This is a genomic window from Shewanella sp. AC91-MNA-CIBAN-0169, from assembly GCF_040310165.1.
GTDB lineage: Bacteria > Pseudomonadota > Gammaproteobacteria > Enterobacterales > Shewanellaceae > Shewanella.
Genome location: NZ_JBEOPM010000013.1, coordinates 1 through 16,321, shown reverse-complemented (window position 1 = coordinate 16,321; position 16,321 = coordinate 1). Strand labels below are relative to the sequence as shown.

Annotated in this window: 12 protein-coding genes; 6 read left to right on the top strand and 6 right to left on the bottom strand. The window is 41.0% G+C overall.

From position 1 onward, the window contains the following. Nucleotides 1-118: 118 nt before the first annotated feature. The 4 genes from uvrD to AAEY98_RS12320 all read left to right on the top strand — a co-directional run bounded on the left by uvrD (nt 119) and on the right by AAEY98_RS12320 (nt 5,328). Complete coding sequence (gene uvrD / locus AAEY98_RS12335; RefSeq protein WP_011638834.1) at nt 119-2,302, top strand: DNA helicase II; 2,184 nt, start codon at nt 119-121, stop codon at nt 2,300-2,302. Between the two features lie 37 nt (nt 2,303-2,339). Continuing rightward, on the top strand, nt 2,340-3,200 hold the full coding sequence (gene ubiA / locus AAEY98_RS12330) for a 4-hydroxybenzoate octaprenyltransferase (protein WP_182743113.1): 861 nt from the start codon (nt 2,340-2,342) through the stop codon (nt 3,198-3,200). Nucleotides 3,201-3,233: 33 nt separating this feature from the next. Next, nucleotides 3,234-4,154: an alpha/beta hydrolase gene (locus AAEY98_RS12325; RefSeq protein ID WP_351017294.1), complete on the top strand. Its 921-nt coding sequence runs from the start codon at nt 3,234-3,236 to the stop codon at nt 4,152-4,154. Nucleotides 4,155-4,308: 154 nt separating this feature from the next. After that, complete coding sequence (locus AAEY98_RS12320; protein ID WP_351017291.1) at nt 4,309-5,328, top strand: hypothetical protein; 1,020 nt, start codon at nt 4,309-4,311, stop codon at nt 5,326-5,328. Between the two features lie 172 nt (nt 5,329-5,500). Here the strand turns inward: AAEY98_RS12320 and AAEY98_RS12315 are convergent, their stop codons facing one another. From AAEY98_RS12315 to ubiD, 3 genes are all read right to left on the bottom strand, one after another. Continuing rightward, nucleotides 5,501-6,079 (bottom strand): nucleoside triphosphate pyrophosphohydrolase family protein, encoded by a 579-nt coding sequence (locus AAEY98_RS12315; protein WP_351017288.1) that lies wholly within the window; start codon nt 6,077-6,079, stop codon nt 5,501-5,503. Between the two features lie 128 nt (nt 6,080-6,207). Further along, nucleotides 6,208-6,906 carry an NAD(P)H-flavin reductase gene (gene fre / locus AAEY98_RS12310; protein ID WP_101085173.1) on the bottom strand — a complete coding sequence of 233 codons (699 nt, stop codon included), beginning with the start codon at nt 6,904-6,906 and terminating at the stop codon, nt 6,208-6,210. An 80-nt stretch (nt 6,907-6,986) separates the two neighbouring features. Further along, nucleotides 6,987-8,468, bottom strand: coding sequence for a 4-hydroxy-3-polyprenylbenzoate decarboxylase (gene ubiD, locus AAEY98_RS12305; RefSeq protein ID WP_101085174.1), 1,482 nt, complete (start codon nt 8,466-8,468; stop codon nt 6,987-6,989). Between the two features lie 487 nt (nt 8,469-8,955). Between ubiD and AAEY98_RS12300 the strand changes: the two genes are divergently transcribed. Continuing rightward, on the top strand, nt 8,956-9,510 hold the full coding sequence (locus tag AAEY98_RS12300; RefSeq protein WP_351017285.1) for a hypothetical protein: 555 nt from the start codon (nt 8,956-8,958) through the stop codon (nt 9,508-9,510). Here AAEY98_RS12300 and AAEY98_RS12295 read toward each other — a convergent pair. The 3 genes from AAEY98_RS12295 to AAEY98_RS12285 all read right to left on the bottom strand — a co-directional run bounded on the left by AAEY98_RS12295 (nt 9,480) and on the right by AAEY98_RS12285 (nt 12,685). Next, nucleotides 9,480-10,808 carry a diguanylate cyclase domain-containing protein gene (locus tag AAEY98_RS12295; protein WP_351017281.1) on the bottom strand — a complete coding sequence of 443 codons (1,329 nt, stop codon included), beginning with the start codon at nt 10,806-10,808 and terminating at the stop codon, nt 9,480-9,482. The two genes, AAEY98_RS12300 and AAEY98_RS12295, sit on opposite strands and share 31 nt — an antisense overlap. A gap of 3 nt (nt 10,809-10,811) precedes the next feature. Beyond that, complete coding sequence (locus AAEY98_RS12290) at nt 10,812-11,789, bottom strand: ABC transporter substrate-binding protein (RefSeq protein ID WP_157822763.1); 978 nt, start codon at nt 11,787-11,789, stop codon at nt 10,812-10,814. A 245-nt stretch (nt 11,790-12,034) separates the two neighbouring features. After that, nucleotides 12,035-12,685 carry a hypothetical protein gene (locus AAEY98_RS12285; RefSeq protein WP_351017278.1) on the bottom strand — a complete coding sequence of 217 codons (651 nt, stop codon included), beginning with the start codon at nt 12,683-12,685 and terminating at the stop codon, nt 12,035-12,037. Nucleotides 12,686-13,103: 418 nt separating this feature from the next. Here AAEY98_RS12285 and AAEY98_RS12280 point away from each other — a divergent pair, with 418 nt between their 5' ends. Beyond that, on the top strand, nt 13,104-15,593 hold the full coding sequence (locus AAEY98_RS12280) for an EAL domain-containing protein (protein WP_351017275.1): 2,490 nt from the start codon (nt 13,104-13,106) through the stop codon (nt 15,591-15,593). The last annotated feature ends 728 nt before the right edge of the window (nt 15,594-16,321 follow it).

The window sequence follows — 16,321 nt, the reverse complement described above, 5'->3', positions numbered from 1 at the left end:
GTCGTCTAAAGGTTCACTCTGCTACCTAAGGTGATAGTGGGCATAAAATAGCTGAAGTATTGCACGCCATTATCTCGCTATTTAAGATATAATGCCTCGCAGATTTCTGGGAGGAAAAATGGACGTATCATCATTATTAGACGGCCTAAACGATAAACAGCGTGAGGCAGTCGGCGCGCCACTTTCAAATATGTTGGTGTTAGCGGGTGCCGGCAGTGGTAAAACCCGTGTATTAACCCATCGTATTGCGTGGTTAATGCAAGTTGAACAACAAAGTCCATATTCTATTTTGGCAGTCACCTTTACCAACAAAGCCGCGGCAGAAATGCGTGAACGGGTGGAAAAGGTTGTGGGCACTAACATGGGGCGGATGTGGATCGGTACCTTCCATGGTTTAGCGCATCGGTTATTGCGAACCCATTATCAAGATGCCAATTTACCGCAAAGTTTCCAGATTATCGATTCTGACGATCAGTTACGTTTACTGAAACGCATTCTTAAAAGCCTTAATTTAGACGAGAAGCAATATCCTCCTCGTCAGGCCCAAGGCTATATTAACGGCAAAAAAGACCAAGGATTACGACCTAAGCATATCGATGCGGGCGGTTTTCCGATTGAACAAAATTTACTGAATATTTATAAGGTTTACCAAGAGTCTTGCGATCGCGCAGGTTTGGTCGACTTTGCCGAAATCTTACTACGAGCTCATGAATTATGGCTCAATAAACCGCATTTACTGGCACATTACCAAGAACGCTTCCGTCATATTTTAGTGGATGAGTTTCAAGATACCAACGCGATTCAATATGCGTGGATCCGTGTGTTAGCCGGTAACACAGCCAATGTGATGATTGTCGGTGATGACGATCAATCTATTTACGGTTGGCGTGGTGCGCAAATTGAAAACTTACATCGTTTCTTAAAAGACTTCTCGGGTGCAACAACCATTCGTTTAGAACAAAATTATCGTTCAACAGCGAATATTTTGAATGCCTCTAACGCTGTGATTGCCAATAACCCAGATCGTTTGGGCAAAGAGTTATGGACCGAAGATAAAGATGGCGAGCCCATTTCGGTCTATTGCGCCTTTAATGAAATGGATGAAGCCAAATTTATTGTTGGACGCATTAGCGACTGGCATGAAAAGGGCGGCAGTTTGAGCGAGTGCGCCATTTTATATCGTTCAAATGCGCAATCGCGAGTATTAGAAGAAGCCTTTTTACACAAAGGGTTAGCGTATCGTATTTACGGTGGTCTGCGCTTCTTCGAGCGACAAGAAATTAAAGATGCTATGGGCTATATGCGTCTGATTAATAACCAAAATGATGATGCGGCATTCGAGCGTGTGGTGAATACGCCAGCTCGTGGTATCGGCGATCGTACTTTGGATATCATCCGCTCAACCGCTAGACAGCATGAACTGACGCTGTGGCAAGCTTGCGTGAGTTTAATCGAAGAGAAAGTCCTTGCCGGGCGTGCGGCTAATGCCATCAATGGCTTTATGGAACTGATTATTGCGATGCGAACGGATACGGCAGATATGTTGCTGTACCGGATGGCTGACGATGTGATTGACCGTTCAGGCTTGCGTACCATGTATGAGGCCGAAAAAGGCGAGAAAGCTCAAGCTCGAATTGAAAACTTAAACGAGTTGGTTACTGCTGCGCGCAGTTTTGAAATGCCTGAAGAGCTTGAAGACATGGGCGAACTTAATGCCTTTTTGTCTCATGCAGCATTAGAAGCTGGCGAAGGTCAGGCTGATGCCTTTACCGATGCCGTGCAGTTGATGACATTGCATTCAGCCAAAGGGCTTGAGTTCCCAATGGTGTTTATGGCGGGCGTTGAAGAAGGATTATTCCCGAGCAAGATGGCACTGGATGAAGGCGATCGTTTAGATGAAGAGCGCCGTTTGTGTTATGTCGGTATGACCCGTGCTATGCAAAAACTGTACATCAGTTATGCTGAGTCTCGTCGTATTTATGGCCGTGAAGATTATGCTAGCCCATCACGGTTTATTAACGAAATTCCTGAAAAGTTTGTTGAGCAAATCCGTATACGTGCTCAGGTTAAGCCGTCAGTTAGTCAGCGTTTTCCTGCGAAGGCTACGGTTGCCACTAAAAAACCTCATGGTTTTAACGACACCGGTCATAAAGTGGGTTCTAAAGTGAAGCACTTTAAGTTTGGTGAAGGGGTCGTGACTAGCTTTGAAGGTTCTGGTGAAAAAGGACGTGTGCAGGTTGAGTTTGTCGATTTTGGCAGTAAATGGCTGTTGGTGTCGTTAGCAAAACTAGAGCGTTGTTAACGTGTTTCGCTTGCTAAATCATGGAGAGATGACGCCAATGACATTGCAAGATAAGCTTCGTGCTTATGCACGATTAATGCGGATAGATAGGCCTATTGGTACCTTGCTTCTGCTATGGCCGTGTTTAATGGCACTGGTGTTAGCGGCTCAAGGGCTGCCAGACATTAAGGTGTTGTTAATCTTTATTATTGGCGTGGTGATTATGCGCGCCAATGGCTGCATTATTAATGACTTTGCCGATCGTAAACTAGATGCTCATGTCGAGCGTACGAGTATGCGACCGTTGGTGTCGGGGGAAGTGTCTGTTAAAGAGGCACTGACTCTATTTACCCTCTTAGGTTTGGCTGCGTTTTGCTTAGTATTATGGCTTAATCCACTGGTAGTGCAGTTATCTGTGGTGGGGATTATTTTAACGGTGATGTACCCGTTTATGAAACGGGTGACCAACATGCCACAAATGTTTTTGGGCATTGTGTGGAGTTGGTCAATTCCGATGGCCTATGCCGCTCAACTTGGTGAAGTGCCAGTTGAAGCGTGGTGGTTATTTATGGCCAATTGGTGTTGGACGGTAGCGTACGACACCATGTATGCCATCGTCGATCGTGACGATGACTTAAAAGTAGGCATTAAATCAACGGCTATTTTATTCGGTCGCTTTGATCGACAGATTATCGGTTTGTTTCAACTTGCTGCACTAGGGTGTTTTGTGATGGCTGGGCTGGTGGCCGACCGTGGGATTATTTACGGCTTAGGTATTATCAGCTTTATTGGTTTTGCCGTGTATCAGCAACGATTAATTTTTGGTCGTGAACGTGCACCATGTTTTAAAGCCTTTTTAAATAATAACTGGGCCGGAATGGTATTGTTTATCGCACTTGCGTTGGATTATATGATTTAACGTTTGTGGTTTATTACCATAGGGCAGGGATGCATGAAAACAATTTATGGGTTAATCGGCGCGATAATGTGTTGTGGGCTATCTCTAGCCAGTGCGTCAGCTAACAATGATGCTGTACTGCCAGGCTTAACAAGCAACGCTGTCGATGTGCATTCCACAGCTGCAGTAGTCAATATTCCTCGTACCCGCCAATTTGTGCTTAAAGATGGCGATCGTGACTATCAAGTGATGATCAAGCTCCCCAAAAAATACCAGCAAAAAAGTTCACATCAATATCCAGTGATATACATGACTGACTCCATGTATAGCTTACAAGTGGTGTCTGGTGCGACGCGATTTCCAATGAACAGTAACATGATGCAGCAAGCTATTTTAGTCGCCATAGGCTATCAGAGGCCAAGCAAAGGTTCGGCGAGTCGGATCCGCGACTATACCCCAAGTCACGATGCGAGTTGGAAACTACCCACTGGCGAGGCCAAGCGACACGTTGCTTTTATCAGCCAGGTTGTTATGCCATTCGTTGAAAAAAACTATCGGGTCGACAGCCAACAAAACACCTTTGTGGGTAATTCGCTAGGCGGGTTAATGGGTGCTTATATTTTATTAGAACAGCCAAAGTTATTTAATTATTACGTATTGGGCAGTCCATCTCTGTGGTTTGACAATAAACAATTATTGCAGCAGTTTGCTCAGCGTTTTAGTCAAACACCAGCAATATCTGCCAAGGTGTTTATTGGCATTGGCGAATTGGAAAAACCACCTTATACCGATAATGGTCATCAGATGGTTGCAGATGCGCAGGCTTTATTTAAACGACTCCAATCCCATCCATCGGCGCAATCTGGTGACTTAGCACTCAAGCTGCTAGTCATCCCCGAGGCCGATCATTCGATGGCTTTTCCTACCACCGCGATTCATGGTTTAACTTGGCTGTTCAAGCGCAACTTATCTTGATACCCATTGACGGCAATTTTTAGTAACAATTTTTGTGCCAATCAATAGCGGTGAAACTAATGTTTGCTGATATGTTAACAACTTGTATCTTCACGTTTATATTAAGAATAATGATATGGCGTGGGTCAGTAACATATACAGGGATAAGTATTCAATGAGAGCCACAGTTAAGTATCGGTTAGTCTTTTTAGTCTTAATGGTGTTGGGTTTTGTGATAGGCGTTCAGTGGACACCAGAGTCGTTAACAAGTGACGCTGATAAGTGGTCGTTATATCTTATTTGCGGATTGTATTTTGTGTTACTGCCACTGAGCTACTGGTATTGCATTATTAAAATGGGTGGCCAGAAACTGTGGAAACTGATTGTTATTTTCAGTTTGAGCAGCTTGGTTGCTCGGTTAAGTTTTCCTGCTGAAGTCGCGCATTATTTTGAGTTTATTGCATGGTTACGCTATCCGATTATTGCGGTGCTGTTGGTCATTGAATTGTATTTGGTGGTGAGTGTTGTTCGTGGCTTGATTAAGGTACGAAAGCTTAAGGGCGATCCTAGAGTTGGGGCGGTAGAAACGTATCGGGATGGCGATGATAAAAGCTTAACTATTGCGCTTATTCTCGCCAGTGAAGCGACTAACTGGTTTTATTCTATCCCTTGGTTCTCACGTCATCATCCACCAGTAATTGCCAATATCAATCTTGTTAGCGCGACACGCTGGCATGTGTGGTTAATGCTAATTGGTTGTGTTGGTGCGTCGAGTCTGAGTTACGTATTACTGGCATCGTGGAGTGAGTGGGTGGCGATTATTGTCTCGAGCATTATTGCCTATACCTTAATGTCTATCGTGGCTAACCATCGATTATCACGTTATTACTCTTTGTATTTAATCAGAGATAACTTAGTGATCAATAATTCATTGTGGGGATTTATGGTAGTGAACATTGCCGATATTGCTAGTGCCGCTGATCAACAATCAACTGAATTAAATAAAGATGAGCCAGAAACCATTATGATTGGCCGTGGGCAGAGTAATGTCACTATTACCTTCAACCGTCCGGTCATTTATCATGGTGGTATGGGTCAGTTACCCGAACCGATGAAAACGGTGCATTTGAGTGTGGATGAGCCGCAGCGATTCATTCAGGCGCTTAATAATGCTAAAACCTCGGTGGTTGTGTAACCGGAAACGTCATAAAAAATGCGCTGATAAAAGCGCATTTTTTATGGGTAAATCAGTACTTGCAAGTGAAAGCCCTGTAGTTGATTGGCTGATTAGTCTCGCACTAACTTAGTCTCGTACTAACTTAGTCTCGTACTAACCTAGTCTCGCACTAACTTAGTCTCGCACTAACCTAGTCTCGTACTAACTTAGTTAAGTCTGCAGGGCGATAATAAACTGATTTTAATACTTTGCCTTGGCGAACCACTTTACCCGCCATATCGACATCTTTAGCGCACTTCGCAATAACAAACTCGCCTTTAGTGCTACCGACTATCTCAACACCTTGTTTGGCGTAAAAGGCGATGGTTTCATCCAATTCTTGCTGGTTACGGCATACTTTGCTCATGTTGCTTGAGTGCACTTCATCCCAGCATTGGATAAAGTCTATTTCGCGGTTTTTAGCCACGTTAAGCAATAAATCGATAAGATAGCTGATCTCTAGACGATCGCTTACCTGAGACGCACCTATGTGCACTAAACGACCCATTAACACATAGACAGAGTCAACAATCGCATCAGCTTGTTCCATGCGAGAGTCTGCTTCTGCAAGCTCGGTCATTTCTTCAATAATTAATGAGGTGTGTAAGGTATCAGCTTTGTCGTCTAGGCTAGCACTGTCGTTAACCGGTAAATCAAAAGTACTGCGAAACTCAAAAATATCGCGATATAAATGGTCATAGATAGGCTGAGTGAGTTGACTGAGTTTCATTGGAGTACCTTATTAATAAATGTGCGCTAATTTTAAATAAATGAGCCATGGAATACAAAGGCAATCAGTCGATTTACCGATAAAAAAACCGGCAAGATAGCCGGTTTTAATGGTTTTATTGGGAAAGCCTATTTGATAAATGCAAAAGCATCACCATACAAATGGGCTTCTTCAATGCCAAGCTCACGGAACAATTCTCGTGCAGTGCCAACCATATCAAAACGGCCAGCAATGTAGATATCGTAGCCATTCAAACTGACAAAATCCTGCTTAATCTGCTCGAGTAGATTAGCTTTTTTACCTTCCCAATTACCGTCAGCAAGTTCTACTACTGGAATAAACTCTAACCAAGAATGATCGGCATGCCATTGACGAGCGATGTCTTGATAGTACATAGCTTCTTCGTTACGACAACCCCAATACAGTTTAGTATTAATGGTTTCGCCGTTAGCAATTTGTGCTTCAACGATACTTTTTATATATGAGAAACCGGTACCGCCTGCAATTAGGATGCGTGGTCGATGGCTCTCACTACGTAAAAAAGCTTCGCCAGCAGGTGCTTCAATATCAATATGTGTCGCTGTTTGTAAGCGTTCAACAACTTGCATTGGATAACTTTCGCTAACCGCGGCACCAATATGCAACTCAATTAACGCTGCATTAGGCGCGGAAGCGATAGAAAAAGGACGTTTGTCTTTTTCACCCATGACCACAGTTAGGTATTGGCCAGCCTTAAAGTCAAAGGCTGCTTCGGGTTTAAGGAACACTTGGTATACAGCGTCATTAAACGGGGTGACTTTTTCTATCTGACAACGAATGGTTTTCATCTAACGTCCTTTAAACCCTTTTATAATTTTTTATCAACGAGTTAATTATAGCTATTTACGCCCGGATCGGATCGCTGTAGTTACAATGTTGGCATATCTTGTATGCCGAGATCATCCCAAATTTGGTCAATTCTCTGTTTTGTCTTTTCATCCATCACGATAGGGGTTCCCCATTCTCGCGTGGTTTCACCAGGCCATTTGTTAGTGGCATCTAAACCCATCTTAGATCCTAAACCAGCAACGGGTGAGGCAAAATCAAGATAATCTATTGGAGTATTATCTACCATCATGGTATCGCGAATAGGATCCATTCGTGTAGTAATGGCCCAAATAACATCTTGCCAATCACGGCAATTGACATCGTCATCAACAACAACGATAAATTTGGTATACATAAACTGGCGCAAGAATGACCAGGCCCCCATCATGACACGCTTAGCATGACCAGGATATTGCTTACGGATTGAAATCACAGCCATACGATATGAACAACCTTCAGGCGGCAGATAAAAATCAATAATTTCTGGATACTGCTTACGTAAAATGGGGACAAATACTTCGTTCAACGCCACGCCTAACATGGCCGGCTCATCAGGTGGACGACCGGTATAGGTACTATGATAAATGGCGTCTTTACGATGAGTAATGTGAGTTACGGTAAATACTGGGAATGAGTCGGTTTCGTTATAGTAGCCAGTGTGATCGCCATATGGACCTTCTACTGCTGTCTCATCTGGGTCAATATAACCTTCAAGAATAATCTCGCTGGTGGCTGGCACCTCAAGATCGCAGCTAATGGCTTTACAGACTTCAGTTCGTTCGCCGCGCAGTAAACCTGCAAAAGCATATTCACTCATGGAGTCTGGCACAGGAGTGACAGCCCCTAAAATGGTCACTGGATCGCTACCTAATGCCACTACGACAGGATAACGCTCTCCCGGATGAAGCTGTTTAAAGTCTTTAAAATCTAAGGCACCGCCACGGTGATCAAGCCAGCGCATAATCAGCTTGTTTTTGCTTAATAACTGTTGACGATAAATACCTAGGTTTTGTCTTTTTTGACGCGGCCCTTTGGTGATGGTGAGTCCCCAAGTCACTAATGGGGCGACATCTCCAGGCCAGCAATGTTGGATTGGCAACGATGTTAGGTCAACTTCATCACCGGTTTTAACCACTTGCTGACAAGGCGGATTACGCACTGTTTTAGGCGGCATATTTAATGCCTGTTTATACATAGGTATTTTGGCGATGGCATCTTTAAAGCCACTTGGTGGCTCTGGTTCTTTTAAGAATGCTAATAATTCACCGACTTCACGCAAAGCCAAAGGGTCGTCTTTACCCAATGCCATAGCAACACGTTTAGGCGTGCCAAATAAGTTAACCAGTACTGGCATGGTATGGTTGGTCGGATTCTCAAATAACAGTGCGGGGCCTCCAGATCGTAAAACACGATCGGCGATCTCTGTCATTTCTAAATGAGGGTCAACAGGGTAGCTAATGCGCTTTAACTCGCCATTTTTTTCCAAATGATCGATGAAGCTGCGTAAATCTTTAAAACTCATGTTTACCGCCTGTAAATGAAATCCAAACCAATATGGCGCGCACTATAGCATTTTTCTAATATAGGGTTAATACCAATCCATATAAATTGGTATTGCTCTGCGGGGTTCAATACTGGTTAGGTTGGATATTAGTTCTTTTCGTTTGAGAGTAAATATCTGAATGTCATTTAATCAGTTCATCAGGTAGTCAGCTATCTAAGGCTATTGTGCCACACCATTAACTGTCATTGATTATTAACTAATCATTTTGAAAGGCTATAAGCGTTAATACCAATAATATAATCACATCAATTGAGGAGGCATCAATTGAGAGTTTATCGAGTGAATGAAATTCTCTAAGTCGTTTGATTATGCTATTGGAGTGAATGATGGTTATAGGTGTGAATAATAATTAAGTAGACCTATCATTTCAGAGCCATAACGGATATCGACTTTAACTCGACTTAGCGTAAACTGGTGGGTGTCGATAATGTGCTGGAGGTGATGTATGCCGATTAATAGATTCCCTGTGTTGCTATGGTCTTTTGGGAGTGGAGTTTGTTTACTATGTAGCTTGACTCTGTCTGTGCAGGCGAAAGTGCCATTGGATATTGCTCTAGGCGATAGAGTGTCACATTCGGTAGGTTATCAACATCAAGGTCGACGTTATTCTTCGCATTATCGTGACCCATGGCGCTGGGGATTTGGTTGGAATAGTGTTTGGGGGCCGACGATTGGGCTTAGTCGATATAATGGCTATGGCAGTCGATATGACAATCGCTGGGGTATAGACGAATATCGTCGCAACAACGATAATTATTACCCTTATCGAACGGTTAATATTGCACCTCGCCAAAGCTACCAAGTCGTTGAACCTGCAGTGGTATCTGCGCCGCAGCGAACGACTACTCAAGTTCAATATGCTTCTGGGTTAAGTCGTTTACCTGAAAATGCCAAAGTGATTCAGCGCACGAACGGTACCGTTTATGAATGGCAAGGCGTTGAATATTATTTTGACTGGAACACTCAAACCTATGAGGTAGCCAAAGTTGATGCCCCATAGCTACCTGTATAGAAACAATACTCAATGCTATGGTCTGCTTTAGCCTGGTACATCGCAGTATCGGCTGCAGTGATGAGTTCTCGGCTATTTAAACCATGTTCTGGCAGTATACTAATTCCGATACTGGCGCCAACTTCTAAAGTATGCTTCCCAATAATGATCGGTTGCTTAATATTGGTTAATAGCTGGTTTATTTTATGTTCTATATCGATTGGTTCTGGGAGCATATCAAGCCAAACGATAAATTCATCGCCGCCGAGTCTGCCCACTATATCGGTAGCGCGTAGACTATTAACCAAACGTTTTGCAATGGTCATGATCACTTCATCACCAATACTATGGCCCAGGGTGTCGTTAATATTTTTAAATTTATTAAGGTCAATAAATAATAGTGCCGCTTGATTTTCTCCGCGTAAATCCCTTGCTATAGCAGTATCAATTTGTTTTATGAATGCGCGACGGTTATAAATACCGGTTAGTTCATCATGTTCAGCTAAGAAAATGAGTTGGTCTTGTTGTTCAATTAATTTACGGGTTTGGCTGTCTACTTCTTGCTTTAATTCATCCTTTTTAACGGTAATTTGAGCAAGTGAAAGTTTCATTCTATTGAAGTTATGGGCGAGTGCAGATAACTCATCGGTATCACTGAAATTAATTTGACTCTTTAGGTCTCCAGCCGCAAGTGCCTCCATCCCTTGGTTGAGTGAGGCTAACCCTTTCTTAAATCGAATGAGTGTCATAAATGACCATACGGTGACCAGAATCGCTAATATCAATAGCACCATTCCAACAAGGAATAATAACGTTTGTTGTTTTTGGCTCGCTTGTTTAATCGATAATTGATGAAGATTAAACATTTCTTCAGTCATCTCTTCAATAATCATACTGTATTTTGCTTTAAATAACCGTTCTGCTGTGAGGGTGGATGACACATCGACTTGTTTACTATGAAAGCTATTTTGAGTATTAATGAGTGCTCTAATATTGGTATTCAGTCTATTCAGGTTTCCAATAATGAGTTTTTGTTGCGTACCCCATTGAATGTCTTCTGAGAGGTTTTTGGCCAGCTCAGCTTGGCGTATATTTAACTCTGATAACCCTTGGTCATCTGTATACTCTTGGTAAAGCCACAGTTGACTACGCAAACTATCAATGTTGATTTGTAACTTCATTGAGTAATTGAGTTGACGGTATATTTGTTGTTGATAATAGTGAACTTGTATCAGTGACAAGCCGACAATCAATGTAAGCAGTGAACAGAGTGTTGCGGTCAGTTTTAGACGTTTAGATAACATCATAAATTACCATCCCGCCTCTAAACTGGTGAACTTTTCAAACAATTTTCGGTCAAGAATCTGCCTAAAATCAACACTATTCTCTTCAGAGACTAATTTATTATCAATTGCCCATTGGCTTTGAGTTTGGATGTTAGAAAAGAGTGCATTACTGAGTGATAACCGAAAAGTATAGTCATTCCAGGAATAACTAAGTTGGGATTGATCGATATCTAATACACGGCTAATTTTCGTCTGAGCAAGATCTGGGTGTGTATGAATATAATCGGTTGCGTCGTTAATTGATTTGAGTAGCGCTAACTTTTCTGTAGTTGATAGCCTTGTCTCTTTAAGCTCGATTAAGTTGAACGATAAGTGGTATAGGCCGCGACTGCTGATGACGTTGGTATTTGAGGGGACTTGTTGTGTTAACAAATAACTTAAGGGCTCCCAAGCTGAAATAATATCAACCTCATTATTTAATAACGCCGGAATAAGCTGCTCCGCAGGTAAATATACTCGCTCGATTGGCTGCTGAGTTTTGTTATACATAATCAATAAACTATCGAAAAAAAACTCACTGGCACTGCTTTTTACTATCCCTATGCGTGCGTGGGCTAAATTATCCAGTTGTTGATATTTTTGCGGTGTTAAACTCAGTAATTTTAGATCATTATCTGATTCGACAAAACTGGCTAATACAGAAAAGTTTGTTTGTTTAAAGCTATTAAACATGACCACCGTTTCTGAGGCCGTGGCGAGGTCAACTTGTTTATTCTTAAGGGCGTCAAAGCATTTCACTCCGCTGTCGAATCTCACTAGCTCAACATTAAGCCCATTTGCTCTAAAGTAACCTTGTTGTTGTGCAATAAAAAAAGGTGCAGAAAGAGGTGTGCCAGATACCGCAATTTTAATGGGGTCTTTTAGGGCGGAAGCGGTAAGTGATTTGCTTGTGCCAAGGTCACAACTGACAATGCCGATTAATATGAAAGTTAAGATAAACATGTTCAACACTTTGATCATAAAGATACTTCAATAAGGAGTGAATAAGGTTAAGTGTAGCGAATGTATTTTTTTTTGATGTTAAATTTTTGCAAACAAAAGATTTTTTAATAATATCAATCAATAGCGTTAGTACTAAGGTATGAGTGATGACATTAATTTATTTATAGTGAGCAATAGGGAAAGCAAGATTATATTTTATTTGTTTATTAATTTCAATGCATTATGATTTTCCTGATGAGTCTGTGTCACTGTTGAATATTCAATATGCGGGGATATATCTCAGCTAATATATTTTCTGCTTGTTGAAACTTTAATTGGTTAATTGATTGTGTTAATAATTCAATATGTTGTGGTGCAATGAGGTTAAGTGTATTGGCTATTTTGGCAAATGTATTAATGGCATTCATATTATAGTGATTAACTTCTTCCATTAGCGTGTCATATATCATAATAAATTCGCTGTTCACTGCTAATATCGGTATGTTCTCTTGGCTATTTGATGCTTGTAATTCCATTTCTAGCAAGGAGGCTAGCATTATCGCTAGATCTTTATTCGTGGTTAATTTTGCCAATAATATCTTATGAAACTGGCTAAATTCAGTAGGAGAGTAGTGTGCTAGTTTAATTTCATGGTTTCGTGCGTAGCAGGCTAATTCGGTGAAACCTAAAGTAGCAGCAGAACTTTTTAGTGTATGCAGCATAGGTGCAAAGTCCGCCGGAAGGTTCGGTGAAGCCATTGTTTGTTGGATGTACAAGGTTAAGTCATTAATAAACAGCTGAACAGACTTAAAATAGGTGGATTTATTGCCGCTAAAACGATTAACAGCCTGATGATATTCAAGCTGATGTTCTGCACAAAATAGCGTGATACGTCGTTCAGTATTACTCATGTTCATTTCAAACTCATCTAATTAGTCTACCTGTATTGCCTATGAGTGTTTCAACAGCCTCTCAATAACGATAACTCAATTGTCTATCTGAATATGGTCGCGCTAGTATGTAGGCAGATATTAAGATGCACGTTGGATACATGCTGTGCAAATATATTACTTAACGAAACTGTGTACCATTTTTGTGTTTATGTCGTTTTCGCGTATTCATATCTTTTATGATCAAGCACATTTGGTATCGACTAAGTTAACATAATGTACTTATTATGTAGGTGTTGTTTTCATTAAATTAAGGTAGTGGGTTACGTTGCTGCCTATTATTGATAGACGTAAAAAAATTAAGCTATTATAAATGTATGTTGGTTACAGATAACCTTAAGATTAAATGGATGTTATCTAGCTGAAAATAAGGGAGTTATTTCCTATGTTGTTATCGGGTTTATCCAATACTGTTTATAAAATTCTGATTATTGACGATAATATTCAAAATATATTTATGCTGGAAGATATTTTGTCGCCTCTTGGTAATATCTTTTTTTCAGAGTCTGGCACTAATGCACTCGCGTTAGTGGATAAAATTAAGCCTGATGTCATTTTACTCGATATTGAGATGCCTGACATGGATGGATGGGAAGTGTGTCGTGCACTCAAAGCTAATCCATTATTTAGCGATATTCCAATTATTTTTATTACCGGCCACACTGAGCCTGAATTTGAAAGGTTGGCGCTAGAAAGTGGTGGGGTCGATTTTATTACTAAACCTTTTAACGCTTCTATTTGTTGTTTACGAGTCCATACACAACTTAAATTTAGGCAGCAAAACCAATTAATTATTAAAGCTAAAGAAGAGCTACAACAATTAGTTAATCAAGTCCCAATGCTTATTACCTATTGGGATGATTTAGGTCAGAATTTATTTAGTAATGACAACACTGGTTTGTGGTTTGATAGCTTGGTCGGTGATGTTAAAAACAAGCATATTTCGACTATTTTTCCTGAAGCGCTCAGTAATGCAATTTTAAATCATCACCGTCATATTACCTCAGATGCATTAAAGTACATTGTCACAGTCCCTAACCGTGACGGTATGAGCTTTTATGAAGTCTTTCAGTCCAAAATGAAATCAAGTGCTGGAGTCGATGGCTACTTGGTTACTGTTGTTGACGTCTCTGAAGTAAAGCATGCTAAGCAAGCGCTGTACTCTGAAAAGGAGCGTCTTCGAGTAACACTCAATTCTATTGGTGATGCTGTTATTGCGACTGACACAAGAGGGCTTATTACTTTTATGAACCCAATTGCGGAGCGCATGACGGGTTGGCGGTTAAAAGAGGCATTACATCAAAAAATTGAAAATGTGATGCATTTGAAAGATTCTGATACTCAGCAGCCATTATTGAACCCGTTATATTTAGCTCTTCGCGAGCAGCGCATTGTGGCAATGGCGCTAAACAGCCTACTTACGTCACGTGGAGGGCATGTTTTTTATGTGGAGGATTCAGCCGCGCCAATCCGTAATGAAAATGGTGAAATGATTGGCGCCATTATGGTGTTTCATGATGTGAGTGAAGCGATGGCGATGGCGATGAAAATGAGCCATTTAGCCAACCATGATCAGTTAACTGATTTACCTAATCGGATATTACTTCAAGATAGGTTAAGCGTGGCGTGTTCTACAGCAAGATCTTATGGCACCAAAGCAGCTGCACTATTAATCGATATTGATCATTTTAAATACCTTAATGATTCCTTAGGCCACCAATATGGTGATGAGCTCATTTGTATGATGGCAAGACGAATACGCTCGTTAATACCTGCATCGTATACATTAGCGAGATTAGGTGGTGACGAATTTGTGATTTTAATGAGCGAGACTCGCTCTGTTGAGGCCTCTTCGCAATTAGCATCTACATTAGTTGAAGCGATGCATGAACCTTTTATTCTTGATAATCAGAAGTTTAATGTATCGATAAGTATTGGTGTTAGTGTGTTCCCAAATGATGCTTTAGACGCCGAGGAATTAATGAGGCATGCGGACGTGGCAATGTACCGTGCCAAACAGGAAGGCCGAAATCGCTTCTGCTTTTTCTCGCATGATTTAGAAAGTTCGCTTATGGAGCGCCATCATTTAGAGACTCGCTTAAGAAAAGCATTAATTAATGATGAACTTTTTGTGCATTATCAACCTAAAATTGATTTACAGACAAACATTATTATTGGTGCTGAGGCTCTTGTTAGACTGGCCAATGATGAGGGTGAGCTTATCTCTCCCGCAGAGTTTATTCCATTAGCAGAAGAGTCCGGTTTAATTATTATGCTAGGTAAACAGGTGCTTAATAAGGCCTGTGCTGAAGCTAAACGTTGGTTAGAAATGGGCTATACGATTCCTATTTCGGTAAATGTGGCCGCGGCACAGTTTGCTGATCCCGAGTTAGCCGATATGATCAAGAAAGCACTATTGGAGCATAATTTACCGGCACATTTACTTGAATTGGAAATTACCGAAACTGCATTGATGATTGATGCAGCGGACATGCAAAACAAGTTGAGTGAGTTAATATCATTAGGGATTAAGATTGCTATTGACGATTTTGGTACTGGTTATTCCAGCTTGGCCTATTTGAAAAAGTTTAATGTTGATGTAATGAAAATTGATATGTCGTTTGTGAAAGATATGCTCAACAATAAACATGATTATGAAATTGTGAAGACGATTATTTCGTTGGGTAAGTCGATGGGGTTAGTGCTAATTGCCGAAGGTGTTGAAACTGAAGCGCAAAGTCACGCATTAGTTGAATTAGGATGTTTTATGGGTCAAGGTTATTTGTTTAGTCGCCCACTCAATAGCACTGATTTTGAAGCCTTCATATCGCAGAGCAATAAATGTGTTAAAGGTGTAAATTCCGTCGATGAATAAGCGGTGGCTTATTCAGTTAAGCTTAAGCTGTTTTTGAGTTAATAGAAATGAAAAAGCCCCATTGCATCCTTTGCGTTGGGGCTTTTGTTTGCATTGTCTGTGGTTATATTTATGCCACTGGGGTATCCAACACTCCAATGCTATCAACCTGTACCCATTGATGCTCCAGAGTGTTATCAAGCTCGTGATTATTATTGTTTTGAGCTTGTCAGCCAGAGGCTGGAATAAAAATGACGTTATTGGATTATAGAGTCTGGGGACCCAATAACGCCTGAACTGTTATGTTAGCTGTCTTCTTGACTACTAACGGTAGAGCGATAAAGCGGCAAGGATGCAAGATATTTTGCGCTTATTATTAGAATGTTTGTTGCTGTACGTTATCAACTTGCTTGGGGACGCGTTGTTAACATGGTCAAACATCCTTGCCAAAACGGTTTTGATATTTAGATCCGTAAAACACCTTAATAAAAATGACGTTATTGGATTAATAGAGTCTGGGGACCCAATAACGCCTGAACTGTTATGTTAGCTGTCTTCTTGACTACTAACGGTAGAGCGATAAAGCGGCAAGGATGCAAGATATTTTGCGCTTATTATTAGAATGTTTGTTGCTGTACGTTATCAACTTGCTTGGGGACGCGTTGTTAACATGGTCAAACATCCTTGCCAAAACGGTTTTGATATTTAGATCCGTAAAACACCTTAATAAAAATGACGTTATTGGATTA